Origin of the sequence: Yinghuangia sp. YIM S10712, assembly GCF_051388935.1 — a bacterium.
Taxonomy (GTDB): Bacteria; Actinomycetota; Actinomycetes; order Streptomycetales; family Streptomycetaceae; genus Yinghuangia.
In genome coordinates, this window is the sequence record NZ_JBPKBI010000001.1 from 663,266 (window position 1) to 685,644 (window position 22,379).

A 22,379-nucleotide genomic window follows, 5' to 3' on the forward strand; every position below is an offset into this window, starting at 1 on the left:
CCCGGGGGCGTGAACGGGGCAGTAGTGCCCGTTGGTGTACCGGCGTACCTGCTCGGTGGCGGGGCAGGGGTCGGCGGACCGCCGAGAGCACAGCGGCGGTGTCGGGGCGGTGGTCATGCCGCCGCCCCGGAACCGCCGTCGCCCAGGAGCATCCGGAGTGCGTGGGTGGCTTGCTGCGGGACGACGCCGTTGCCCAACGCCTTGAGTTGCGCGCTCCGAGGTATCCCGGGCACGGCGGTGACGTGGCCCGCGGGCAGGCCCATCATCCATTCGACGAAGACCGGGTTCAGGCGTCCGTGAGGGTCAGTTGGCGAGCCTGCCCGGCGTCCGACGAAGGTTTCCGCCCGCGTGACCGCCGCGGCGTACGGGCCCCAGTCGACCGGCCCGCGATCGTCGCTGCCGGACTCGGCAACGTCAGGTCCCCTTTGCTGCCCCGCTGGTTCGGACCGCCGTTGGTCCCGTCCGAAGCGCGGGGTGTCGGCAGGAGGGACACCGTGGTCCGCAGGTCCATCCCGCCGTGTGTCGCGTGCCCGGTCCCGTTGGCCTCCGACACCGTCGGCGTCGGCAACAGGGCCACGACCGTGGGAAGTTGCCCCGGTTGCCCGCCGCCACGCCAGTCCCGGGCTGCCGGCGTGGGCAGGCCACGCCAGGACGAACACGCGGGAACGTTGGTGGCAGGCGCCGAGATCGGATGCGCGTACGCGACACCACCGCGCATCGAACCCGAGGTCGGCCAGGTCTCCGAGAACACAGCCGAGCGCCCGAAGAGCGTGCTCCCCGGCAGCCGCCACGTCCGCGTCTGCGGGTGCCATTCCGCGATCGGCTTTCGCACTGAGCAACCCCTCCACGTTCTCGATGAACACCAACCCGGGCCGCAGCACCGCGACGGCGTGCGCGACGTGCGCCCACACCCCCGACCGGGTGCCCGGGGCGATCCCGGCCCGGTGTCCGGCGGCGGACACGTCCTGGCACGGGAACCCCGCCGTCAACGCGGCGACCGGGGCGACCTGGTGCCAGTCGACGCGGGTGATGTCGCCGTGGTTCGGCACGCCCGGCCACCGGTGCGCGAGGATCCGCGCGGCGTGCTGCTTACGGTCGGGGCGGCCTTTCCTGTCCGGCGGTTCGTACTGGCAGTGCCACGCGACGTCGGCGCCGAGCACCGCGCTCGCGGCCATGTCCAACCCGCCGTAGCCGGAGCACAGCGAGCCGATACGCCGCCCGGTCACGCGTCGTCCCACGCGACGGCGTAACCGACGGCGCCGACCAGCGAACACGCCTCGTTCAGCGCCGCTTCGAGAACGCGCGCGTGCTGAGTCGCGTCGTGGACGGCCGCGGACAGCCGGCGCAGGTGCGCGGCGGGGTCGGTGCCGTCGTCGACGCGCAGGCCGTCCGGCTCGTAGGCGAAACCCGTGGTCTCGCGCAGGACCTGCGGGAGCCGGCGGGCGGTGTCGGCGAGCGCGCCGACGACGCGGTACGCGTCCTGGGGCGGCATCGGCCACTCACCGCGCCCGGCCGCGTCCTGCAACGCGTGGTTCAGGCGCCGCACGGACTCGGCGACCTCGTCGGCGAGCGCGGGCACGTCGAGGGGGCGACGCGTGCGCTTGGTGTGCGTCATGCTGGGACTTCCCTTTCTGCTCCCATGAGGGGGCGGGGTTGGGCCCGGGGCACCCGACGCTTCTTGGCGGAATGGGCGGGTGCCCCGGGGCGGATTCACAGTTCGCCGGTGCCGTGGCAGCACGGGCAGGGGCGGCGGTGTCCGGCCGGGCCGGTGACGTAGCCGCGCACGCACGCCCGGCATGGGCGCTTGGTCGGGTCTTTCGTGGCGGTCGGGGACTTCCTCACGACACGAACCCCCTGCCTAGAACGGCGGTTCGCCGGACGCAGCGGCGCCGTTGCCGGCCCACGCGTCGCCCTGCGGGGCGCCGGTGGCGCGGTTCGGGCCGTTGCTGCGTCCGGCCTTGACGACGGTCGCGGTGGCCCAGGCGAGGGACGGGCCGATGTCCTCCAGGTCGAGGACGACCCGCGAGCGCGGCTCGCCGGTCTCGGCGTCCTCCCAGCGGCTGGTGGTCACGGTGCCGGTCGCGATGACCCGGTCTCCCTTGCGCAGCGACTCGGCCGCGTGTTCGGCCAGTCCGCGCCATGCGGTGGCGTCCCAGTAGGTGGTCTCGCCGTCGGTCCACTCGCCGGCCTGCTTGTCGAAGCGGCGGGGGGTGACGGCGATGGAGATGCGGGTGACGAAGACGCCGGAAGCGGTGAAGCGGCCTTCCGGGTCGCGGGTCAGGTTCCCGGTCACGGTGATGTAGGTGGCGTTGTTGGCCACGGCCGAACTCCTCTTCATTCGATGGAAGTGCGGTGTTCAGAAAGGGGGTTCGTCCCTCAGCCACGGGTCCGTGGCCGGGGCGGACTTGCGGCGCGGGCGGTAGCGGATGCGGAACGCGGGCCCGATGGAGCAGGGGCACGAAATGAACTCGGGCTCTTCGGGGTCGGTGGCGCAGGCGGTCATCCAGGCGCCTTGGCCGTTGCAGTCCGCGCAGTCCGGGTCCGGGCCGCGTTCGATGAGCAACGTCCCGGCGTCGCGGTAGACGAACCACCTTCGGATGCGCATGGGCTGTTTCCTCCCTGGTGCGGGAGGGCCGGACGGTCCGGCCGTCCCCCGCGGTCCCGAACACGCCCTTTTCGTCTGGGGTGTTCGGGGCCACGGCGGGCGGCGGGGTCATCCGATGGCGGCGGTGATGCCGTCGATGACGCCGGTGAACATGGCGTGGGTGGACGTCGACAGGGACCCGGCAATGGCGGTGCCGGACAGTCCGACGCCGGCGAGGAACAGGAAGAACCCCGCGAGCTTCGGGGCCTTGCCGTTCGCGAGGAACAGGCAGGCGAGGATCATGCAGACGACGGGCATGGCCAGGGTGACCACGCCGCCGCCCGGCGTACCGGACGGCGGCGTGGTTCCCGCGGACAGGATCAGGTCGGTTCCCACAGGGAGTCTCCGAACTCGGTTGCGGTGCGCGGGCAGGGGGCTGTTCAGCGGGTACCGTCTTCGTGCAGGCGGCGTCCGGCGTTGTGGATCCGGCGTCCGACGCGCAGGCGCGCGCCGGTGCCCTTGCAGCGGCGGCACGGCCTGCGTATGCGGCGCCGGCGCTTGACCGGCGTGCCGTTGCGCGCGGCGCGGCGTTCGGTCCACGGGGTGTGGTTGCCGGTGCCGTCGCAGGCGCGGCAGGGCCCGAACGGGCTGACCCAGCACAACAGTGCGTAACCGGCGCCGGTGCCGAGGATCAGCAGGATGACAAGCGCGTTGGGGGTCATCAGAGCCTCCCAGAGGGTGTTTTCGCTGGTTCCGGGCATGGCGGTGCTAGGGACTAGTGCGCTGATCAGCGTGGGGATGGGTTGCTAGCAGGGCTGCTAGGTCTAGCAACGGTGGCTGCTAGACCTAGCAGCGGTTCGCGGTCAGTCCGCGGCGCGGTTTCCGTCACGCTTGGTGATGGCGGCGGTGACGTCGTCGCGGGTGATCCCGCGGCGGTTGGCGCCCTTGCCGGTGGTCTCGTCGGTGCCCCAGACCTGACCGACCGGCACCCCGTACGGCTTGAGCGCGGTCGTGAGTTGCGCGGACTTCGCCTTGACGTCGAGCGTGGCCCACGTGCCGTAGGCGTCCGGCCGCAACTCGGCGAGCCGGTCCACCACCACTTCGTTCCACACCTTCGGCTCGGACGCCGGGATCACCGCGAGGGTGTCCGCGAGCAGGTCATAGGACGGGCCGCGGTCCGCCTCGGTGCTCTCGCCAGCCGCGTAGCCGGCGAGGGTGCCTGCGGCTTCGCGTGCGGCGCGGGCCCGTTCGCAGATGCGGTCCGCGGTGGGTGCGTCGACGTAGTAGGTGCGGATGATCTGCGGGTCGGTGGCGTGGCCGACCAGGTAGCCGATGCCGCGGTCGTTCGCGGTGAACGTCGTCGCCCGCAGGCCGTTCTTGTACGACGACGTGCCCAGCACCATGTCGTTCTCGGTCTGGCCCATGACCCGCAGGCAGAACCGGATCCCGACGTTCGCGGACACCCCGGTGGGCAGCGAGTCCTTGTCGGGACGCTGCGTCGCGAGCAGGAGCATGACGCCGAGCGCGGGCCCGCGCTTGATGATCCCGATGCACTTCTCGGCCGCTTCCGCGCCGAACTTCGGGTGCGAGAACAGCTCCTGGCATTCGTCGATCGACACGACCAGCGGGTGCAGCCCCAGCGACTTGCGGGCTGCGAGTTCGGGGGTCACCTTGTTCTCCGGGCAGACGTCCTTCGGCAGGCCCCGGATCACCTTCGCGCGGTGCTCAAGGTTCTTGTAGACGTAGCGGAGCATGTCCATGCACCCGGAAAGGGTGTCGTCGTCCGGGCCGGACCCGTAGGTGTGCGACACCAAGCCGGGCGCTTCAAGGTCGCCGGTGCCCTTGAGTTCCCATGTGTGCATCTCGGCCGTGGGGTCGAGCGCGACGGCGAGCAGCACGACCCGCAGCGCGAACGTCTTCCCGAACCTGGGCATCGCGCCGATGAGCATGTTCGCGAACATCAGCGTGAGCGAGACGTTCCGCCCGCGCTGGTCGGTGCCGTAGGGGATCGGCTTGAACACCGACGTGGTCCCGGACTTCGCGAGGGGCCACGCGGGTTGGCGGGCCTGGTTCATGTCCTGGTCCCCGACCCACAGCACCAGGCGTCCGGTGTGCTCGTGGTGGACCGGTTCGGGCCACACACAGCCCATCGGCCGGCGCAGACCGGACGCGAGCCGGTCCCGGCGTTCCATGATGTCGACCGCCGTCACGCCGAACGGCAAGTCGACGTCCGCGCGCCACCCGGGACCGTCGCGGGTGATCGGCGCGACGAACGCCCGCGGCCCCCACCCCTTCGCGACGGCTTGGTTGATGCCCGCGATGCCGAGCGCGCCGAGCGCACGCAGGACGATGTGCGAAGTCAGCTTCTGCACCTGCGGCTTGACCACCGCCGGCCCCACCACCGGGCGGTCCTCGGGCGCTCCGAAGAACCCGAGCCCGGCGACGATGCCCGCGAACGCGAGTACCGCGCCCCACCTGGGACCGGCCAGGATGAGCGCGGTCAGCAGGATGCCGACGGCGAGCGTCGCCGTGGCGAGGATCGTCACCCGCAGGCGGATGCGTCCGTCGCGGTGCTTCGCCAGTTTCAGGTACTCGGCCGCGTCCGCGCGCCGGACGGCGTCCGCGCGGACCGGTCGGCCGTCGGCGTCGGATGCCCACCGGAACGCGCCGCCGACCAACCTTGCCGCGCCCTGCGGGGAGCGGATCGCGAGGGTCGCGGCGTAGACGGGGGTTCGCACGGCGTGGAACGCGAGCACGTGCGTGTAGTGGTCGACCACCCACCGCACCTGCTCGCGCAATGCGTCGCGGGACAGCAGCCACGGCGGAAGGATCGGGCGCCGCTTCTCACCCCGGACCGACTCGCGCCACGACGGGCGCGCAGGCGCTGGCGGGTCGACCGGGACCGGGGCGTCGACGTCCGGCGCCGCGGTGTCGACGTCGGGGTCAGGTGAGGCAGGCTTGCGGAACGGGATCACCTCGGCGCCGCCGTCGACGTCCGGGCCGTCGTGCGGGTCGAAGTGGTCTTTCGTGTCGGTGTACTCCATCGTGGAAGATCTCCACTTCCATGCCAGTGGTGCGGAATGGGGAAGCGGCCCCGGCAAGGTGCTGCCAGGCGAGTTGCCGGGGCCGCGAACACAGGTGCGCTGTACAGGAGTCGGAACAGGCGGATGGTCGCCGCTTCTGTGTGAGCGGCGGCGGCAACGGTGTTGCGGATCGCGCGCCGGATGCCGCGGGGACTACTGGCGGTTCACGGGGAGCGCGCAGGCCCCGCGGTGTCCGGCGGGGAGCAGGCAGTACGCCTTGCGGCGGCACGCCGGCTTGTCCGGCGTACCGGGGTTGAGCCAGAAACGGGCCGGTTCGCGGTTGGCCTGTTCGTCGTCGGCGGTGGTCACGGTCATCCCTCCCGGGGCGTGCTCACGTCGTCGGTCAGGTACAGGTCGAGATAGAGCCGGTAGCCGTCGCCGCGCCGGTCCGCGTACGGCGCGGACACCGGCCCGGTGTCGGCGACTTCGGCGAGCAGCGCGGCGGCACGCGCGAGCGCGTCCGCGTCGACACCGGCGAGCCGGACCCGGACATGCCGAGCGGCGGCGTTGTTCGTCATGCGGTGCGGGTTTCCTTCCTTACGCGGCAACGGCACTTCGGCCGCCGCACGGCACACACGTGCCGAGGTGACGCGGCAGCACGTAACCGGCGTCGGTGCCGCAGACCGGGCATGTACGGCGGGCCCGCATCGCTGCGGCGAGCGCCCGATGTTTGCCTTCGGTCATGGGTCGGACCGGGCGGGCGGCGTCGACGCGGTAGAGGTACGCCACGCGCACGCCGCGCCGGGTCTGCCACATCACTTGCGCGGCAACGTCCTGCCCACCGGGCCGCAGTCCCTCGGCACGGAGTTGACGACGGGTCGCCATCCCGTCCGGGGCCAATCGCCACGGGTAGGTCGGCAGTCCGTACCGGGTGCCGGTCGGGTCCCAGAACCGCCGGCGGAACCGGCTCACGCGGCGCCGGCCGCGTCGATTCCGTCACCCGACCCGGCTGCCCGTTCGGCGCGCAGCGTGTCGCGGAGCAGTCGGGCCGACTCGGACGACGTGCGAACCGCCTTGCGGATCCGCTCCGCCGTCAGGTCCCCGGTCGGCCAGTCGGCACTGACCCGCCGCGCGACGGACAAGAGCTCATCCGGCGTCCGCTTGGGCACCGTCGACTTCGCCGCCGGCGGGACCTTCCCGGTCGGCTTGCGCCGCGCGGGAGTCGGCCGACCGGCCGATGATCCGTTTTCTTGCGATTCGCCGGAAAAGTCCTGGCCAGACGTCGACTGTTCCCCCAACTCGTCGGGCGCCGGCGCATCCTCGGCACCTTCGTCGGCGTCTGTGTCGGGCGTGTCGTCGGCTGGGCCGTCGTCCGCGCCGATCAGATCCTCGATCGGGTACGACGCGTTGAACGCGACCGTCACCGCGTCGCCGACCGCGCGGCGCGAGTCGGCCACGGTGCCGCCGGGCGCCATGTCCTGGAGCGTCGCACTCAGCGGCTGAACGGCGTTGAGCCCGACCGCCGCGGCGTTGAGTACCGGTGCCTTGTCGAGCAGACCGCCGATCCGCTTGGCCGCCTTGTGGTGCTGCTTGAGAGTCCGGTGTGTCACGCCCGGGTCGGCCCCGTGGACCGACCGCCACGCGATGACCCATGCCGCGTCCGGGTCCATCCCCGGAACCGCGGCGATGAGGTCCCGCGTTCGTCGCGAGACCTTCGGGTATCGCGCCTTGCGGTAGTACTCGGCCCGGACCTGTGCGGCAGACTTCCCGTCGCTGTCGCCGGTCCGTGAGTGCGCGTACGCCTCCCACAGCACCACCCCGAGCAGGCTGGCGAGCGCGAGCACGCACGCGAGCGGGACGCTGCGGTGGTAGCTGTGGGCGAAGTTGAGCGCCGCTGCGGTGAGGGCCGAACTCCACGTGATCGCCCGGTACATCCCGACCGGTCGGCCGTCCTCAATGGCCTTGGACGCCATCGCGGCACCGGCCCACGCGGCACCTTCGGTCATCGCGGTGACCAGCACCGCGAGCACCGGGGCCATGCCCATGCCCAGATAGAAACCCATCTGCGCCGGCCACGCGGTACCGATCGACGCGACCATGACCACCGCGACGAGGACGAAGTCCCGCCGCTCAAGCCCGGAAGCCGCCACCGCGTTCCACTTCGCCCGCAGGGCGGCACGGCGCGCCGCCTTGTCCCTGGCGTTCTCGGCTTGTACGTCGCGCTGTTCCTGTCGCTGGATCGCCGCGACCTGCGCGGCTGCCTGCGCCTGAACGACGGACGCGAGCGCGGTTTTCTCGCTCGCGGTGGCCTGCGCCTCTGCGATCCGCGCGGCGTCCATCTTCCGGGCCGCACGCATCGTGTGGATGGTCTCGGTCACGACCCCACCCCCGCGATGACCACGGCCGCGACGAACAGCCACCCGATGTGCCACGACTGGTCAAGCAGGTAGGGCGCGTTCGGGTCGCGCTCCCACCACGTGCCCTTGCCCACGCGCCGCGCGAACGCGGCGAGCGTGTGCCGCCGGTCCGCCCAGATGTGGGAGACGGTGTCGACGGTCATCCCGAGCGCGACGCCGAGCGGCGCGAGGGACAACCCGAACACCGCCCACACCACGGCGACGAACCCGGCCTTGACCGCGGCGAGCCCGACGCCGTGCCGGACCGCGAAGTAGCGGCCCGTCCAACGCTGCTCGCCGGTCTTGCCCTTGTTCCCGGCCTCAGAATCGGTCTGCACCCAGTGGTCGCCCACCATGTGCGCCGCGTACAACGCGAAACCGACCGCCGCGAACGTCCCCGCATCCGCGCTCACGCCGCCCACCGCCCCTCGGCGGTACGCCGCGCCGGCAGCGCAACAACGTTCGCGTCGTCGGCCGACTCGTCCAACAGGGCCGCGGCGTACGCCGCAAGCTCCCGATCCTCACGCCACAAGTCCGCGAGAACGTCCCGCGCGGCCTCCAGCCGCGCGGCACGCTCGCCCGCGGACTCGTCCTGCGTCCCCCCGAACAGCTCCGCGTCGAGACCGATGGCAAGTTCGGCGAACGCGGCACCCGAGATCACCACCTTGCCCCCGACAATGGTTCGCACGGTCGAACTCCTCTCAACTAGGAGCGACCCACGGGACGGCTGCCGTCCGGCCAAGGAACCGGCAGCCGTCCCGGCGCACCTCAGTGCGCCTCATCCCACGGACGAGAGGTCATGGCCCCCGACGTCCGCCCGGCAACCGCCGGCCGTTCGTCGAGGACTATGAACCGTCGTGCGTGTGTCCCCTTCGGCAGCGTGCTGCCGTTCCAGGCTGGGGACTTGAGACCTCCTTCCGCGGCCTCATGCCCTCCCGGATGCAAAGGGCCGGGGACCCTCGGCCCGATCTGTCCCGGGCCCCTTGACCCGCCGAAGCGGGCCCATTCCGTGCAAAAACGCAGGTCAAAGCTGTCTTCAGCCGTCGCAGGATTGCTGTCTGCGCTCGGCCAAGCACGTAACTGCACTCTAGAGCGCTCTTGTGTGCTTGCGTCAAGCCCTTACGCCGCACTAGTGCGATTCATTGCGCCTGGCGTACCTTGGACGGCATGTCAACCAGGCATGTAGGTGCTCAGACGAAGAGCGAGCGAATCGCCGCTGACCTGCGCAAAGAGCTCCAGTCCGGCCGGTACAAGGTGGGCGACAAGATCCCGTCGTACAAGACGCTCGCCGCGACGTACGGCTGTGCCGAGCAAACGGTGATCAACGCCGTGCAGGACCTGCAACGGGCCGGACTCCTTGAGTCGCTGCCCGGCAGCGGCACGTACGTGCGCCAGACGGAGGCACCCGGCGAAGAGTCGTGCGAATGCCACGAACTCGCCGAACTGCGTGCCGAGTTGGAAGGGATCAAGCAGCGGCTTGACGCGATCGAGTCAAGCCGCGCCACTGCGGTCGATTCCTGAATCGGTTTCGGATTGAGCATGTGTTGAGATTGCCGCGTAGCAAGGGGACTTCGGCAGACGACAGCTCGGACATCGGCAGACACGGCACATGTCCGTGGACATCGGGGGACACGCGGTATGGACACCGGGACACCGCCAAGCAAAACAAGACAGTTCACGCCGAACCACGTACTCATCGGCTTACGCGGGAGCCGCGGCAGGCCGCGTCTGGCCAAGGAACTGGAAGACCTATGCCGCCGGCGCGGCTGGGACACGCCGGACCGGGCAACGCTCGAAAAAGCGCTGTACCGGTTCGAGACGGGCCGGGTCACACGGCCGGATGACTTCTACACCAGGCTTCTGTGCGAGTTCTACCAACGCTCGGCACACGAGATATTCGGCGACCTAGAGGCGAACGAAGCCGCAGGCACGCGAAATACGCTCGGCTTCCGGAGTCATAAGTTCATCCCGCTCTTCATAGGCGCAGAGGCCGCCGCAGCGCTCGTTGACGCTCACAGCATGCGAGAGGTCGATGACCAGTGGACGGCGTGCCACCGCATGGACGTCGACAACGACCTCGGTATCTGTCGCCTGTATGTTTGGCCATTTGGCGTTGCCATGTTCCATCTCGTCGAAGAACGCCAGATCGACGCGGTGGCTGAACTCGCGCTATGGCGCCGCGAGTCGTATGCGAGAAACAAGGACTGGGCTCACCAGACGCTGAAACGGTTGACTGCCACACCGCACCCGTCGTCAACGTACGTGTTGAGCCTGTATTGGGTGACCGCCGCGGCTTGGGACGCTGCCACGCGTCGAACGGCCTTGCAGCTCATGTGCATTCCACGCTCGCTTCTCAAGCGCGATGACGTGCAGGGAAGCGCGGATGACGCTCGCGCACATGCGCTGCTTGTCGAACGCGAGCTGTTGCGCGAAGGATTCGACCACCCCGAACTTGTGGACTTCGGAATGAAGGGCATCTCCTGCGGGTTCGCCTCGTGGTCCGGCGTCGTCTACCACCCGATCGCTGAGGATCGAGCCCTTCACGAACGCGATCTTGTGGCCTGCGAACTGGCAGTTCAAGCCATGTGGGCGTACTGCGACCACATCCGGAGCCAGGTCGAGGAAGGTACGGATCCGGACATCCCAACGGCCTACGGATGGCGGTTCCTTCGTGCCATGCGGTCTAGGATCACGACCGAGCGTCCTACCGAGACCTCGCAGCATCGAGCCATGCGCGAAGCGATCGTGGAAACCAGCGGACTTGCCAAGCATCTGGCACTCGCCTTGGAAACCCTTCGGGAATGTGAGGGACGGTAACGATGACGGAACGCAAGCCGGTGCTCGTGGTTGTGGATGTGCAAAACGGATTCGTGCGCGACGCCTCGAAACACGTCATTCCCGTGATCCGCGACTTGGTAGAGCGATGGTATGAGGATGGTGGCGACGTCGTTTTCACCCGCTACCTGAACTACCCGGGAAGCCAGTTCGAGCGGTTGATTCATTGGACCAAGCTTCAGCACTCCCCGGAAATCGACATCGTGGACGAACTCGCCGCGTTGGCCGACCGGGCAACGGCCGTCGTGGACAAGACCATCTACAGCTTGTTCAGCAAGGAAGGCACCGACTTGGTGCGCGAGCACGGATGGACGGACCTCTACATCTGCGGCATCGCAACGGAAAGCTGCGTACTGAAAACTGCTGTCGACGCGTTTGAACTCGGCTTGACACCATGGCTCATCGAAGATGCTTCGGCGAGTCACGCGGGTGACAGCGTCCACCAGGCCGGTGTCCTGGTCACAAGCCGCTTCATCGGCAAGGGACAGATCATCAGGACGTCCGAAGTCCCTTTCGGCCTGCTCCCCGCATCGGCATGACAGACACGCTCGCCGTCATCGACATTGACGGCACGGTGGCGGACGGCAGGCATCGGGTGCACATCCTCGCCGGCACACCGACGCATGACGATTGGGTCGCGTTTTTCGAACAGGCCGGGGCTGACACGGTGATTCCGGAAGGCGCCGAACGGGCCCGGATGCTCGCACAGGAACACGAAGTGGTGTGGTTGACCGGCCGTCCGGAGCGCGTACGGGAACTCACCGAACGATGGCTTGCCGACCACGACTTGCCACCCGGCCGACTCATCATGCAACCATCCGACGACCGACGCCCGGCACGAGTCGTCAAGCTGGAGCGCCTACGCGAACTTTCCACGACCAACGACATTGCCGTTGTCGTTGACGACGACCCACGCGTGATCGAGCTTGCGACGGGCGCGGGCTTCCCATGTGAACTCGCGGCGTGGCTTCCCTGGACACCGGTACTAAGCGACCCGGGTTGTCGTTGAGGTCTAGCAATCGGGGAGCAGACTCAGGGAGCCGACGATTGCATGCGCGTGTTTTCGGACCATCTGCGCTTCGTCTTGCTTGGGCGTATAGCCAGCGTGGGCAGCCTTATTGCGCACATTCGTGAGTTCGTTATTCAGGCGTTTCTGTGAAATCTCGGTCTTCCACCCCAAGCGGACGCAGAGGGAGAACAGGCTAGACAAGCCGTTTACATCTACAATCATCTTATCGATGAAGTCTCGGGGGGTCTGTCGAGAACCGAGATGGTCCGAAATATAAGAGGCCAGCGCAACTTCGACACCGGTGGCCGCATCGATAACCGACTTCCGATAATCGCCAGCTTCATAAGCCGATCGCGCGGACAGCAGCATGCGATGCTCGATGGGCAAGTGTTCGCCCCGGGATGCTCTTTGCAGAGCACCACGGACCTGTCTCTCGGTCATGGCGCGGGAGGGCATACGAACCGTGAGTCTGCCGCCGTGGGACCATAGTTTGCCGTTGGCGTATAGGGTTAGCGCAGATCCGTTCTCACTGGTTTTCACTCCGAGTTGCTGAGCGCTCCAGGCTGCCGCCCAGTCCTGAACGATTTGAAACCATCCAAAGAAGCCTTCTCTCAACTCGTAGATTCCTGGCGGAAACCCCGACTCTTTATGAGAGGGAAGCAAAACTGAGAAGGCTACTGTCGAGATGTAGTAGAAATCTCTCCCCGTTCTCCGGCCCCATTCTTTTTCGGGCCTATGTCGAACCGGGATTCGGTAATTTCCTGGAGGGTCGAGTTTGGCGGGGATCCCGTCTTTGGGAGGGAAAGTCAAAGCCTCGCTTCCGGCAATTGGAAACGACAAATATAATTCATGTTCCCCGATGCGAACGGTTTCGGTGATTCCCAAAGCAGCGGCGCATACCGGGAGGGGCCAAGGGAAATCAAATGTTCCGTAGTACCTGAGGCGGCGCGGCATGCGGATCCCATAAATATCGTCGTTGGGGAGTCGTGTGGTGGTGTCACCTGGTCGTGCTATCCAAGCTGCGGCCACTGCTGAACAGACAGTACCCGGGCCCCGCGGTCATGTTCGGTGAATCCGCAGATGTCATCATCGGTCCCACGACCTTGGTGCGGTCGCTTCGTGCGGCCGAGCCGTGGACGTGGAGGGACGACGATCTCATCAGCGGCGGGAGTTTGCAGGTCACAAGCGGAGCACTGCGGTCATCGCGCGTGCTGTAAATCTGTCGGCTTACGCCTACGCAGGTTCGAACCCTGCACCCGCCACCCTTAAGAAACAGCCTCTGACCAGCATTGACGCGGTCAGAGGCTCTTTCGTTTTCCCGTCTTGATCCGGCAGTGAGAATGACTGGTTTGTGTCATTTGATTCCAGCTCTGGCCGGTGCACGTGGACCATACGCGGACGAGCCGGACCGTGACCGGCGCGTCGCTCGTGGTACGAACCAATGAAGTTCGTGCCCCGAACTTCGATTCATTTCTGCGGGTGGCACGGTCGAGCGCGGTCAGGCAGGTCGGGGCGAGTCAGGCGTGGTTTCCGACTGCCGCCGAGTGCCGAGAAATGCGGCGGCGATCAACACTCCCGCGAGCACGAGGGCCGCGTTGACCGCGATCGCGACGGTGACGCCGTGCAGGATGGCGCCGCCCGTGGTCGCGCCTGCGGTGGCGGCGGTGACGATTGCGGACATCACCGGGGTTCCCAGTGCGATGCCGACCTGCTGCGACATGGTGGCGAGGCCGGTGGCCAGGCCTTGTTCGTGGTCGGGCAGGCCGGAGGTGGCGGTGACCATGAAGCCGACGATGACCAGCATGTTGCCGACGCCGCCGACGAACGTTGCCGGCAGCAGCAGTGCCATCGACGGTCCCGTGGCGGTGCCGAGCAGGAGCAGCGTCGCGGTCGCCACGGCCTGGACGATGCCACCTGCCACCAGTGCGGTCAGGGTCGACAACCGCGCGATGATCCTCGGGGCCAGCAGGCCGCCGACGACGGTGCCCAGGCCCAGGACGCCGAACGACACGCCGGCCGCCAGTGCCGAGAAGCCCAGGGTGCGCTGCATGTAGAGGGTGAGGAGGAAGACCAGCGAGGTCTCGGTGGCGAAGGCGAGCAGGCCGAGGACATTGCCCCAGGCGACGTTGCGGCGCCGCAGGACGGACGGCGGGACGAGAGGCTGACCGGCCTTGCGTTCGACGGCGTGGAACACGGCCAGCAGTACGGCGGCGACGACAAGGCCGGCCACGGCATGGAGGCTGGTCCACCCGTGCTCTCCGGCCTGGGTGAACCCGTACACAAGGCTGAGCAGTGCGAGGGTCACCGAGGCGGCGCCGGGGAGGTCGAGCCGCGGGCGGTCGTCGGGGCGCGACTCCTTGATCACCGCGGGCGCGGCGATCAGAACGGCGAGGACGACCGGCACGTTGACGAGGAACGCCCAGCGCCACGACAGCAGATCGGTCAGGACGCCTCCGAACACCGCGCCGGCGGTGAATCCCGCCGACATGAGCGCGCCGTTGAGCCCAAGTGCTTTCTGGCGCAGCGGCCCCTCGGGAAAGGAGGTGGTCAGCAGGGAGAGGGCGGCCGGTGTGGCGGCGGCGGTGGCGAGCCCCTGGGCGACGCGGGCGGCGAGCAGGAGAGCCGGGCTGGTGGCCAGGCCTCCGACGAGCGAGGCGAGGCCGAGCAGGGCGATGCTGCCGAGGAAGATGCGTTTGCGGCCGATCAGATCGCCGAGGCGGCCCAGGACCAGGGTGAATCCCGCGGCACTCAGGGCGAACGCGGTGGCGATCCATTGGAGGTTCGCCAGTGAGAAGCCGAGGTCGTCGCCGATCGCGGGCAGCGCCACGTTCAGGATCGAGAAATCGACGGCCAGCATGAACTGGGCGACGAGCAGTACCGCGAGGACCGCCTGGTGATGGCGGGTGAGTTTCTGCGGTGCTGTGAGGGAGGCGGATGGTTCCGCGGTCCGGCGTATGGCAGGGGCTGGCTTGGTGACGGACATGGGGCCTTCCCTGATCTGTGGGGGCGCACCGGAACGCGGCCGGGCCGGTGCCGGATGGGCAGGTGGACGATGCAAGGCAGGGGGATCCAGACCTTAATGGGTCTATGGTTCCGTTACTTGGAAGAACGTAGCACCGTGCGGCCGACTAAGGGAACCCGAGTTCCGATAGCCTGTTCTCTGTGAGCCGGGAGGAACACGTCCCGGAGGAAGGAGTCCGGATGTCCGCCATGCCTGCTGCCCCCGGCAGTGTGCGCCCCGGCGGGCGTACCGCCCGCGTGCGCGAGGCCGTGCTGCGCGCGGCCGGAGACGTGCTCGCCGAGGCGGGATTCGAGGCGCTGGACCTCGCCGAGGTCGCCCGACGGGCCGGTGTCGGCAAGACCACCGTCTACCGCCGCTGGGGCACACCCGGCACGCTGGCCGCCGATCTGCTCGACGACATGGCCACGAGTTCCGCGGCTCGTACCGACACCGGCTCGGTGGCCGACGACCTGCGGGCGAACGCGCGCCTCGTCGTCAGGACGCTCACGGATCCGCGCCAGGGCCGCCTGTTCAAGGCCCTGATCGCCGCCTCGCTGTGCGACGCCCAGGCCGCGGAGGCACTGCACCGGTTCTACGCCGTACGCATCGCCGAATGGGCAGGCTGTGTCACCGACGCGACGCAAAGAGGTGAACTCCCCGCCGCCACCGATCCGCATGCCGTCGTGGCTGCCGTCTCCGCGCCCCTCTACTACGCATTCGTCAACACCGGCCGCCCGCTGACCGACACCGACGCGGACCGTGCCGCCGCAGCCGCCGTCGCCGCCGCGCGCGCCGGAGTCTGGCAGGCGTCATGACGTCACCGTTTCCTCCGCACCGGCCCGCGCGACCGGATGTCCCGCCGCCGATGTCGGACTACGTCTGGTACGCCGCCTACGGGTCGAACATGCACGCATACCGGCTGGGTTACTACCTCAGGGGTGGTCGCCCGCCGCACGGAGCGCGGACGTACCCCGGGTGCCGAGACACGACCCCGCCGCCGCGGACGCTGCCTGTGCTGCTCACCGGGCGGCTCTACTTCGCACTGGAATCGCGCACGTGGACGGGCGGGATGGGGCTGTACGACCCGCTCGACTCCGGCGATACGCCGGGGCGGGCGTATCTCGTCACGGTGCAGCAGTTCTCCGACCTGGTCGCCCAGGAGATGGCCGCGTCACCCGGCCGCGACCTCGACCTGACCGAAGTGGTGGAGACCGGGAGGGCCACGCTCGGCCCCGGGCGCTACGAAACCCTGGTCTGCCCAGGGTGGTTGGACGGTTTCCCGGTGCTGACCTTCACCGCGCCGTGGCGACGCACCGATGTCGCGTGGAACGCTCCGTCCGCCGCGTATCTTCGCCACCTCGGCTCGGGGCTCATCGAAGCGCACGGATGGAGGCGCCGGCAGGCGGCCGACTACCTGAGCAGGTGCTCGGGGGCGCAGGGTGTGTGGAGTCCGGAGGCCATCGCCACGTTGTTCTCCCAGGACGGGATCGCGGCTGGGACAGGACGCAAATGATCTTTGTAGACGAGGGTGTACCGATCGTCCGGGAACGGTAACGGCGCCGTCCTGGGTCGGCGCCCGGAGGCCCAGGGCGTGTCCTCAGAGGGCAGAGTGAACGCAGAGCCGCTGGTCACAGTGCCTTTGCAACCCACCTCATCCTGAATCGGGGACACCCATGGCTTCCTTCCGCCGCAGCAAGTTCGTCGTCGTCGCAGCGGTCCTTTCCGGCGCCGCGTTCCTGACTGCCTGTCAGTCGGACGACAAGGAGACGAACGCGGCGGCCGCATCGATGGCTCCCGCCGCGTCCGGGCAGCCGACCGCCGGTGCCGTGCCCAAGGCCAGTGAGCGTCCGACGCAGGAGGCGAACGCGCCGGGGCAAGGGAAGTCCACTTCGGCCACAGCTCCGGTCACCACCGCGCCCGGCGGAAGCGAGACCCGGTCGACCGCCGAGGAGACCGGCAACGGCAAAGGCGTCAACGGGACTTGGTTCGGCAATGTGAAGTACCTCGCGCCGGGCAAGTACACCGTCTCCGGCATGAAGGACGTCGAGCAGCAGTTCTTCATCGCCGAGGACACCGAGATCTGGGGCGCGGGTGAAATCTGCGGTGACGCGGAAGGCCAGTCCGCCACCAAGTGCACCGAGGAGCAACTGGCGGCAGCCACCAAGGGCATCGGTGTCAGTGCCGAGGTCGTGATCGTGAACGGCATCGCCACGGTCATCACCGAAGACCACTGACGCCGGCAAAGCCTCGCCTCGGCTCGTATGCCCCGCACTCGCCACGGCGTACGAGCAGTCGAGAATCCGCCCGTCCGCGGCACCGATATCACCGGAGTCGTACGCGGCGATCACCGTCGTGCCGTCGGTGTCGAGCGCGGTCGCTTGGTGGTCGCATGCGAACGCCCGGGCTGGGCGTGCGTAGTTCGAGGGGCTCTTGGGCGCCGTCAAGGGCTGACGACGCGGCCCCGCAAACGCTCAGAGATTCTTTTCGGTGCGGCGATGAGTTCCGCGTACGGCCGCAGTCATAGGGGGTATAGGCGCTCGCGACCAAGGAGGATCTCATGGTGGGCAACGGATTCACGACGTGTCTGTGGTTCGACGGGCAGGCGCAGGAGGCCGCGGAGTTCTACGTGTCGGTCTTCAAGGGCGGCAAAATCGGGCGGATCACGCACTACACGGATTCCGGGCCGGGGGAGCCGGGGGCCGTGCTGACGGTGGAGTTCGAGATCAACGGGCAGAAGTTCATGGGGTTGAACGGCGGACCCGAGTTCAAGTTCACCGAGGCAATCTCGTTCGTCGTCGACTGCGAGGACCAGGCGGAGGTCGACCACTACTGGGCGGTGCTGTCCGAGGGCGGTCTGGAACAGCCCTGCGGGTGGGTGAAGGACAAGTACGGGGTCTCCTGGCAGGTGACCCCCGTCAAGCTCATGGAGCTGATCACCGACCCGGATCCGGAGAAGGCCCGCCGGGCGACCGACGCGATGATGAAGATGTCGAAGATCGACCTCGCGGCGGTCGAGAAGGCGTACGCGGAGGTGTGAGGCGCCCGGCATATTGCGATCAAGGGATGAAAAAGACTGTTCGGAGTCTTTTTCATCCCTTGATTGTTTCTGGGGACCGCCGGAAATGGATGCCGGTCGACAGGGGCCTGACGGCACTTGACCGCTGCTGACACAATCAGCCGCCATGACGAGGCTGACGCCGGCAATAGCAGCGCTTTCGGGAGCAGGAATCGGTTCGGTCGCCACGATTGTGGGAGTTTGGCTCTCCCAGGGGCTCAGCGGCCGACGCGAGCGCGGGCACCGCACGTGGGACCGTCGCGCGGCGGCATACGAGGACATCCTGATCTCGATGGCCCGCCTGCGCGGTGAGCGCAGGGAAGCCACCAGCACGGGTGAGCTGCGCCTCGCACGGCTGGCCAATCCCGACTCGGAGGAGGGCGCGCGGCTCAGCGCGCAGGTGAACCTGTACGGCGGGCCGGAGTTGCGCAAGGCGCAGCACACCGCCTTCGCGGCGCTCCAGAAGTGGCTGATGGCGCTGATGGCGTGGCGGTCGTACCACGACACCTACGGCTCGTTGCCGGACAGCCCACCGGACCGGGGAGCCGACGCCCTGTGGGACGCCGTGCTGGACGCCGGTGCGGAAGCCGACAAAGCGGATCTCGCCCTGACCGCGCAGGTCAGGAAGGAAGCCCTCGGCGAGCGGCCGAAGCGGTTCCTGCGGAGCTGAGACGGTCCGATCAGCGGGACACCACCGCGAACGACGCGGCCGCAGGACGGTGGAGAGCCGGCCGCAGCCGTGTCGTCCGGACGGCCGGTCGGGAGACCGTCGGGGAGTGCGGCGCCTGTCCGCCCGCTCACCGTCACGACGCGTGAGGCGCCACGGTCGAAGCCCGGCCCCGCCCCACGGCTCCCCTGCGGCCGTCCCCCACGTCGGCCGCTGAGCGCGTAAGTGCCCGCGCCCCGACCTTGAGCGTGTCCTGGCGCACACCGCTGGGCATGGCCGAGCCCGGACACGGCGGTTCGACACCGCGTACCGGCCCTGATCAGGCCCCGTCCTCCGGCGCAGTCCCGCGCAGCAGAACCTCGACCAGCACCTCGAAATCCATCGGCGGATCCGCGGGGAATTCCGCCTGCTCGGCGGCGAGCCAGCCGATGACGGCCGTGCCGAAGACGTACCAGCACTGCCGTGCGCGGTCGGGGGAGTGGCCGCCGAGCCGGAACGCCTCGGTGACGGCCCGTTCGACGGGTCCGTGGCCGGCCTCGCGGTGGATGCCGGTGAGGATCCGCGCCGCGAAGCCGGGCACCGCGCCGAATTCGCGGCGGATGCCGTGGGCGAGGTCGACGAGCCATTCCTGCCAGGTCTCGGCGGTCGGTGGCCGGTCCGGGACGATGCGGCGGCCCATCTCCATGCTGGCCAGATCCAGCAGTTCGTCGCGGTTGCGCACCCACCGGTAGAGCGCGGAGGGCGCCACGCCGAGTGTCCGGGCGACCCCCTGCATGGTCACGGTCTCGAAGTCCTGAAGCAGCACGGCGGCGACGATGCGGTCCCGGTCGAGCGTCGCCGGACGGCCCGGTTTCTGGGCGCGGGCGTACGGACGGGGCGAGTCGGCCTGCGGCATGTCGGCAGCCTAGCGACCGCTCGCACGTTCTGTGAGGTCCGCCCGGGAGCCAGCGGCCCGAATTTGTGAAAGTTATTCACAAACATTAGTGAATTCGCTTCACAAACTAGTGAGGGATACCTAAGCTCGACGTCGTCCACTGTGAGACCACCCGTCACGAAGGGGGCAGCCGCCGCATGCCCGCTCATCCCACGCCATCCGCCCGAGAGGCCGCGGACCAGAACCGGAAGACCCCCGAGGAGCACGCCACCGAGCCCCCGCCACCGCGTCCCGGCGTCCTGCTCGGCCTCGCGTGCCTGGTCGTGTTCGTCGTGATCCTCGACGCCACGATCGTGTCCGTCGCCCTGCCCGGCATCCGTGACGGGCTCGACATGAGCGGTACGTCGCTGCCCTGGGTCGTCAACTCCTACACGCTGGCCTTCGCCGGCTTCCTGCTCCTCGGGGGACGCTGCTGCGACCTGTTCGGCCGCCGTCGCGCGTTCCTCGCGGGGCTGACGCTCTTCACCGTCGCGAGCGCGGCCTGCGGGGCGGCGACCGGAGCCGCGGCGCTGATCGTCGCCCGCGTCGCCCAAGGGCTCGGTGGGGCACTGCTGACCCCGACCACCCTCGCGGTGATCACCCATACCTATCCCGAAGGCCCGCGCCGCGCACGGGCGTTGGCGCTGTGGAGCGCGGTCGGCGCGATGGGTGCCTCCGCCGGGACGGTTCTCGGCGGTGTGTTGACCGAATGGCTCGACTGGCGCTGGGTGTTCCTGATCAACCTGCCCGTGGGCGTGCTCGCCTTCGCGGTCGCGGCCCGGCATCTGCGCGACCACCCGGCGGCGCGCTCGGCGGCGCGCCCCCGCCTCGACGTACCCGGCGCGGTGCTTGCCACCACGGGCCTGGCGGCGCTGCTGTACGGGCTCATGGAGTCGTCGGCCTACGGCTGGTCCGACACGCGCGTGTGGCTGCCCATAACCGGCGGCGCGTTGCTGCTCGCCGTATTCGCGCTGCACCAAGTCCGCTGGGCGGCACAGCCGTTGGTGCCTCTCGCGGTCGTGCGCGCGCGGTCGGTGGCGAGTGCGAACCTGGTGATGTTCCTGATGGGCCTCGGCTTCTTCGCCAGCCCGGTTCTGCTGTCGCTCTACCTGCAAGGCGCCCGCGACTGGTCGCCGTTGCGCGCGGGGATGGCGTTCCTGCCGATCAGCGTGGCGCTGATGGCGGGCGGGTTGGCCGCCGGGCGCCTGATCGGACTGTGGGGGCCGAAGATCGTTGCGGGTGGCGGCACCGCGCTCGCCGCGGTCGGCTTCGTGTGGCTCGCGCTTACTCTCGACGCGGACGCGGGCTACCTGGAGTCGATCGGCCTGCCCGGCATTGTGTTCGGGCTGGGCATCGGGGCGTGCTTCACCCCGATCACCGTCGGCGCGACGTCGGGCGTCGCACCGGAACTCGCGGGTCTGGCCTCGGGTGTGATCAATACGACCCGGCAGGTCAGCGGTGCCGTGGGTCTCGCAATGCTGACCACGGTCACCGCGTCGGCGTCGTCCGCGTACGCCGACGACCACCCCGCCGCTTCGGCCGCCGCGTCGCTCGCTCACGGCAACGCCGTCGCCTTCGGTCTCGCGGCCGTCGCGGCGGTGCTGGCGTCGGCGGGCGCGTGGCTGCTGATGAAGTCGCCGGCGCGCGCGGACTGATCCCGAAGGCGGTGCCGGGGAGGAAGAAGTCCAGGCGGACGACGCCCCTCCCCGGCACGGCTATCGCACGGTCAGGAAGAACTTCCTGATGTCCTCCGCCAGGAGGTCCGGGACCTCCAGGCCGGGGAAGTGGCCGCCGCGGTCGAACTCCGACCAGTGCACGATGTCGAGGCCCTTCTCGGCGAACGCCCGGACCGGCTGCGTCATGTCGTCCGGGAAGACCGCCACCCCGACCGGGTGCGAACTCCTCCAGCGCGCGGGCCCGTTGCTCTGGCGGTGCAGCCATGCGGCCGAGCCGCCCGTGCCGGTGAGCCAGTACAGCATCACGTTGGTCAGCACGCGGTCGTCGCTGATCGTGAAATCCGGCCCGGCCCAGTCGGCCATCCGGTCGACCAGCCAGGCCAGCAGGCCGATCGGAGAGTCGGTGAGCGCGTACGCGAAGGCCTGCGGCCGGGTGCCGTTCAGGACCCGCGCGGCCGGCTGATTGGCCTGGTAGTGCTGCAGCTTGGCGATCCGGGCCTGGTCGGAGGGCGACAGTTCGGTCCGGTCGCCGGGCGGTGGCGGCGTCGGCAGGTAGTTGAGGTGGATCGCGGTGACGTGCTCGGCGTCGTACTGCGCGAGTGCCCGCGATATGGCCGCCCCCCAGTCGCCGCCCTGCACTCCGTAGCGGTCGTGGCCGAGGCGGCGCATGAGCTCGGCCCAGGCGCGTGCGACCCGGTCGACGTCCCAGCCCCGCTCGCGGGGCGGCCCGGAGAAGCCCCAGCCGGGGATGGACGGGATGACCAGGTGGAAGTCCTGCGCCAACGGCTCGATCACGTCGAGGAATTCCACGACGGAGCCCGGCCATCCGTGCGTGAGGATCAGCGGCAGCGCGTCCGGCCGACGGGAGCGCACGTGCAGGAAGTGCACGCGCTGGCCGTCGATCTCGGTGGTGAACTGCGGGTGGCTGTTGAGCTCGGCCTCGTGCTTGCGCCAGTCGTACCCGCGTCGCCAGTACTCGGCGAGCTGCCGCACGCGGGCGACAGGTATGCCGAAGTCCCAGTCGTCGCCGGGGGATTCGTGCGGCCAACGGGCGCGGTCGAGGCGTGCGTGCAGATCGTCGAGGTGGGCCTGCGGGATGTCGATGCGGAAGTGCTTGATCGAGGTCATGGCAGATAATGTACATGGCTATTAAATACATGGCTACTAAATTTCGCGACCGATGTGCGCCTCGCTGACCGACCCCGTCAGCGCACGGTGCG

27 protein-coding genes are annotated in these 22,379 nt (G+C 69.0%); 10 read left to right on the forward strand and 17 right to left on the reverse strand.

Annotated elements, in window-relative coordinates; all coding sequences use genetic code 11:
* Window positions 1-113 precede the first annotated feature (113 nt).
* The 13 genes from ACRX5W_RS03120 to ACRX5W_RS03180 all read right to left on the reverse strand — a co-directional run bounded on the left by ACRX5W_RS03120 (window position 114) and on the right by ACRX5W_RS03180 (window position 8,691).
* Window positions 114-1,226, reverse strand: a complete 1,113-nt coding sequence (locus ACRX5W_RS03120; RefSeq protein ID WP_436786318.1) for a DNA cytosine methyltransferase — start codon at window positions 1,224-1,226, stop codon at window positions 114-116.
* A complete protein-coding gene (locus tag ACRX5W_RS03125) occupies window positions 1,223-1,615 on the reverse strand; it encodes a hypothetical protein (RefSeq protein ID WP_436786319.1) in 393 nt (130 codons plus the stop codon). The genes ACRX5W_RS03120 and ACRX5W_RS03125 overlap by 4 nt, the downstream gene beginning before the upstream one ends.
* A gap of 243 nt (window positions 1,616-1,858) precedes the next feature.
* On the reverse strand, window positions 1,859-2,320 hold the full coding sequence (gene ssb / locus ACRX5W_RS03130) for a single-stranded DNA-binding protein (RefSeq protein WP_436786320.1): 462 nt from the start codon (window positions 2,318-2,320) through the stop codon (window positions 1,859-1,861).
* 36 nt (window positions 2,321-2,356) lie between these two features.
* Window positions 2,357-2,605, reverse strand: coding sequence for a hypothetical protein (locus tag ACRX5W_RS03135; RefSeq protein WP_436786321.1), 249 nt, complete (start codon window positions 2,603-2,605; stop codon window positions 2,357-2,359).
* A gap of 108 nt (window positions 2,606-2,713) precedes the next feature.
* Window positions 2,714-2,980 carry a hypothetical protein gene (locus tag ACRX5W_RS03140; RefSeq protein ID WP_436786322.1) on the reverse strand — a complete coding sequence of 89 codons (267 nt, stop codon included), beginning with the start codon at window positions 2,978-2,980 and terminating at the stop codon, window positions 2,714-2,716.
* A gap of 44 nt (window positions 2,981-3,024) precedes the next feature.
* Complete coding sequence (locus ACRX5W_RS03145; protein WP_436786323.1) at window positions 3,025-3,306, reverse strand: hypothetical protein; 282 nt, start codon at window positions 3,304-3,306, stop codon at window positions 3,025-3,027.
* A 141-nt stretch (window positions 3,307-3,447) separates the two neighbouring features.
* Window positions 3,448-5,628 carry a cell division protein FtsK gene (locus ACRX5W_RS03150; protein ID WP_436786324.1) on the reverse strand — a complete coding sequence of 727 codons (2,181 nt, stop codon included), beginning with the start codon at window positions 5,626-5,628 and terminating at the stop codon, window positions 3,448-3,450.
* A 192-nt stretch (window positions 5,629-5,820) separates the two neighbouring features.
* On the reverse strand, window positions 5,821-5,976 hold the full coding sequence (locus ACRX5W_RS03155) for a hypothetical protein (RefSeq protein WP_436786325.1): 156 nt from the start codon (window positions 5,974-5,976) through the stop codon (window positions 5,821-5,823).
* A 2-nt stretch (window positions 5,977-5,978) separates the two neighbouring features.
* Window positions 5,979-6,185, reverse strand: a complete 207-nt coding sequence (locus ACRX5W_RS03160; RefSeq protein ID WP_436786326.1) for a hypothetical protein — start codon at window positions 6,183-6,185, stop codon at window positions 5,979-5,981.
* 19 nt (window positions 6,186-6,204) lie between these two features.
* Window positions 6,205-6,579, reverse strand: a complete 375-nt coding sequence (locus tag ACRX5W_RS03165; RefSeq protein WP_436786327.1) for an RRQRL motif-containing zinc-binding protein — start codon at window positions 6,577-6,579, stop codon at window positions 6,205-6,207.
* Window positions 6,576-7,985, reverse strand: coding sequence for a hypothetical protein (locus ACRX5W_RS03170; RefSeq protein ID WP_436786328.1), 1,410 nt, complete (start codon window positions 7,983-7,985; stop codon window positions 6,576-6,578). The genes ACRX5W_RS03165 and ACRX5W_RS03170 overlap by 4 nt, the downstream gene beginning before the upstream one ends.
* Window positions 7,982-8,416 carry a DUF3307 domain-containing protein gene (locus ACRX5W_RS03175; protein ID WP_436786329.1) on the reverse strand — a complete coding sequence of 145 codons (435 nt, stop codon included), beginning with the start codon at window positions 8,414-8,416 and terminating at the stop codon, window positions 7,982-7,984. Before ACRX5W_RS03175 ends, ACRX5W_RS03170 begins: the two co-directional genes overlap by 4 nt.
* Window positions 8,413-8,691, reverse strand: a complete 279-nt coding sequence (locus ACRX5W_RS03180; RefSeq protein ID WP_436786330.1) for a hypothetical protein — start codon at window positions 8,689-8,691, stop codon at window positions 8,413-8,415. Before ACRX5W_RS03180 ends, ACRX5W_RS03175 begins: the two co-directional genes overlap by 4 nt.
* Before the next feature lie 479 nt (window positions 8,692-9,170).
* Here ACRX5W_RS03180 and ACRX5W_RS03185 point away from each other — a divergent pair, with 479 nt between their 5' ends.
* The 4 genes from ACRX5W_RS03185 to ACRX5W_RS03200 all read left to right on the forward strand — a co-directional run bounded on the left by ACRX5W_RS03185 (window position 9,171) and on the right by ACRX5W_RS03200 (window position 11,847).
* Window positions 9,171-9,524, forward strand: a complete 354-nt coding sequence (locus ACRX5W_RS03185) for a winged helix-turn-helix domain-containing protein (protein ID WP_436786331.1) — start codon at window positions 9,171-9,173, stop codon at window positions 9,522-9,524.
* Between the two features lie 117 nt (window positions 9,525-9,641).
* A complete protein-coding gene (locus ACRX5W_RS03190; protein WP_436786332.1) occupies window positions 9,642-10,820 on the forward strand; it encodes a helix-turn-helix domain-containing protein in 1,179 nt (392 codons plus the stop codon).
* Window positions 10,821-10,822: 2 nt separating this feature from the next.
* A complete protein-coding gene (locus ACRX5W_RS03195; RefSeq protein ID WP_436786333.1) occupies window positions 10,823-11,377 on the forward strand; it encodes a cysteine hydrolase in 555 nt (184 codons plus the stop codon).
* On the forward strand, window positions 11,374-11,847 hold the full coding sequence (locus ACRX5W_RS03200) for a hypothetical protein (RefSeq protein WP_436786334.1): 474 nt from the start codon (window positions 11,374-11,376) through the stop codon (window positions 11,845-11,847). Before ACRX5W_RS03195 ends, ACRX5W_RS03200 begins: the two co-directional genes overlap by 4 nt.
* A gap of 3 nt (window positions 11,848-11,850) precedes the next feature.
* Here the strand turns inward: ACRX5W_RS03200 and ACRX5W_RS03205 are convergent, their stop codons facing one another.
* Window positions 11,851-12,801, reverse strand: coding sequence for a hypothetical protein (locus ACRX5W_RS03205; protein WP_436786335.1), 951 nt, complete (start codon window positions 12,799-12,801; stop codon window positions 11,851-11,853).
* 544 nt (window positions 12,802-13,345) lie between these two features.
* Window positions 13,346-14,830 carry an MFS transporter gene (locus ACRX5W_RS03210; protein ID WP_436786336.1) on the reverse strand — a complete coding sequence of 495 codons (1,485 nt, stop codon included), beginning with the start codon at window positions 14,828-14,830 and terminating at the stop codon, window positions 13,346-13,348.
* 218 nt (window positions 14,831-15,048) lie between these two features.
* On the opposite strand from ACRX5W_RS03210, the gene ACRX5W_RS03215 reads away from it, so the two are divergent.
* From ACRX5W_RS03215 to ACRX5W_RS03235, 5 genes are all read left to right on the forward strand, one after another.
* Entirely contained in the window at window positions 15,049-15,663 is a 615-nt protein-coding gene (locus tag ACRX5W_RS03215; protein ID WP_436786337.1) for a TetR/AcrR family transcriptional regulator, read from the forward strand.
* Between the two features lie 50 nt (window positions 15,664-15,713).
* Window positions 15,714-16,361 (forward strand): histone deacetylase, encoded by a 648-nt coding sequence (locus tag ACRX5W_RS03220; protein ID WP_436786338.1) that lies wholly within the window; start codon window positions 15,714-15,716, stop codon window positions 16,359-16,361.
* Window positions 16,362-16,521: 160 nt separating this feature from the next.
* Window positions 16,522-17,082 carry a hypothetical protein gene (locus tag ACRX5W_RS03225; protein ID WP_436786339.1) on the forward strand — a complete coding sequence of 187 codons (561 nt, stop codon included), beginning with the start codon at window positions 16,522-16,524 and terminating at the stop codon, window positions 17,080-17,082.
* A 323-nt stretch (window positions 17,083-17,405) separates the two neighbouring features.
* Window positions 17,406-17,885: a VOC family protein gene (locus tag ACRX5W_RS03230; RefSeq protein WP_436786340.1), complete on the forward strand. Its 480-nt coding sequence runs from the start codon at window positions 17,406-17,408 to the stop codon at window positions 17,883-17,885.
* A 145-nt stretch (window positions 17,886-18,030) separates the two neighbouring features.
* Window positions 18,031-18,573 (forward strand): hypothetical protein, encoded by a 543-nt coding sequence (locus ACRX5W_RS03235; RefSeq protein WP_436786341.1) that lies wholly within the window; start codon window positions 18,031-18,033, stop codon window positions 18,571-18,573.
* Window positions 18,574-18,889: 316 nt separating this feature from the next.
* Here the strand turns inward: ACRX5W_RS03235 and ACRX5W_RS03240 are convergent, their stop codons facing one another.
* Window positions 18,890-19,465: a TetR/AcrR family transcriptional regulator gene (locus ACRX5W_RS03240; protein WP_436786342.1), complete on the reverse strand. Its 576-nt coding sequence runs from the start codon at window positions 19,463-19,465 to the stop codon at window positions 18,890-18,892.
* 176 nt (window positions 19,466-19,641) lie between these two features.
* On the opposite strand from ACRX5W_RS03240, the gene ACRX5W_RS03245 reads away from it, so the two are divergent.
* Window positions 19,642-21,138, forward strand: a complete 1,497-nt coding sequence (locus tag ACRX5W_RS03245; RefSeq protein ID WP_436786343.1) for an MFS transporter — start codon at window positions 19,642-19,644, stop codon at window positions 21,136-21,138.
* 60 nt (window positions 21,139-21,198) lie between these two features.
* On the opposite strand, the gene ACRX5W_RS03250 is transcribed toward ACRX5W_RS03245, so the two are convergent.
* Window positions 21,199-22,287, reverse strand: coding sequence for an epoxide hydrolase family protein (locus tag ACRX5W_RS03250; protein WP_436786344.1), 1,089 nt, complete (start codon window positions 22,285-22,287; stop codon window positions 21,199-21,201).
* Window positions 22,288-22,379: the final 92 nt, after the last annotated feature.

Coding starts and splice junctions, on each gene's coding strand:
- ACRX5W_RS03125 (WP_436786319.1), bottom strand. CDS start 1,615: ATGACGCACACCAAGCGCACGCGTCGCCCCCTCGACGTGCCCGCGCTC.
- ACRX5W_RS03135 (WP_436786321.1), bottom strand. CDS start 2,605: ATGCGCATCCGAAGGTGGTTCGTCTACCGCGACGCCGGGACGTTGCTC.
- ACRX5W_RS03145 (WP_436786323.1), bottom strand. CDS start 3,306: ATGACCCCCAACGCGCTTGTCATCCTGCTGATCCTCGGCACCGGCGCC.
- ACRX5W_RS03150 (WP_436786324.1), bottom strand. CDS start 5,628: ATGGAGTACACCGACACGAAAGACCACTTCGACCCGCACGACGGCCCG.
- ACRX5W_RS03160 (WP_436786326.1), bottom strand. CDS start 6,185: ATGACGAACAACGCCGCCGCTCGGCATGTCCGGGTCCGGCTCGCCGGT.
- ACRX5W_RS03185 (WP_436786331.1), top strand. CDS start 9,171: ATGTCAACCAGGCATGTAGGTGCTCAGACGAAGAGCGAGCGAATCGCC.
- ACRX5W_RS03190 (WP_436786332.1), top strand. CDS start 9,642: ATGGACACCGGGACACCGCCAAGCAAAACAAGACAGTTCACGCCGAAC.
- ACRX5W_RS03195 (WP_436786333.1), top strand. CDS start 10,823: ATGACGGAACGCAAGCCGGTGCTCGTGGTTGTGGATGTGCAAAACGGA.
- ACRX5W_RS03200 (WP_436786334.1), top strand. CDS start 11,374: ATGACAGACACGCTCGCCGTCATCGACATTGACGGCACGGTGGCGGAC.
- ACRX5W_RS03205 (WP_436786335.1), bottom strand. CDS start 12,801: ATGCCGCGCCGCCTCAGGTACTACGGAACATTTGATTTCCCTTGGCCC.
- ACRX5W_RS03210 (WP_436786336.1), bottom strand. CDS start 14,830: ATGTCCGTCACCAAGCCAGCCCCTGCCATACGCCGGACCGCGGAACCA.
- ACRX5W_RS03215 (WP_436786337.1), top strand. CDS start 15,049: ATGTCCGCCATGCCTGCTGCCCCCGGCAGTGTGCGCCCCGGCGGGCGT.
- ACRX5W_RS03220 (WP_436786338.1), top strand. CDS start 15,714: ATGTCGGACTACGTCTGGTACGCCGCCTACGGGTCGAACATGCACGCA.
- ACRX5W_RS03225 (WP_436786339.1), top strand. CDS start 16,522: ATGGCTTCCTTCCGCCGCAGCAAGTTCGTCGTCGTCGCAGCGGTCCTT.
- ACRX5W_RS03230 (WP_436786340.1), top strand. CDS start 17,406: ATGGTGGGCAACGGATTCACGACGTGTCTGTGGTTCGACGGGCAGGCG.
- ACRX5W_RS03235 (WP_436786341.1), top strand. CDS start 18,031: ATGACGAGGCTGACGCCGGCAATAGCAGCGCTTTCGGGAGCAGGAATC.
- ACRX5W_RS03240 (WP_436786342.1), bottom strand. CDS start 19,465: ATGCCGCAGGCCGACTCGCCCCGTCCGTACGCCCGCGCCCAGAAACCG.
- ACRX5W_RS03245 (WP_436786343.1), top strand. CDS start 19,642: ATGCCCGCTCATCCCACGCCATCCGCCCGAGAGGCCGCGGACCAGAAC.
- ACRX5W_RS03250 (WP_436786344.1), bottom strand. CDS start 22,287: ATGACCTCGATCAAGCACTTCCGCATCGACATCCCGCAGGCCCACCTC.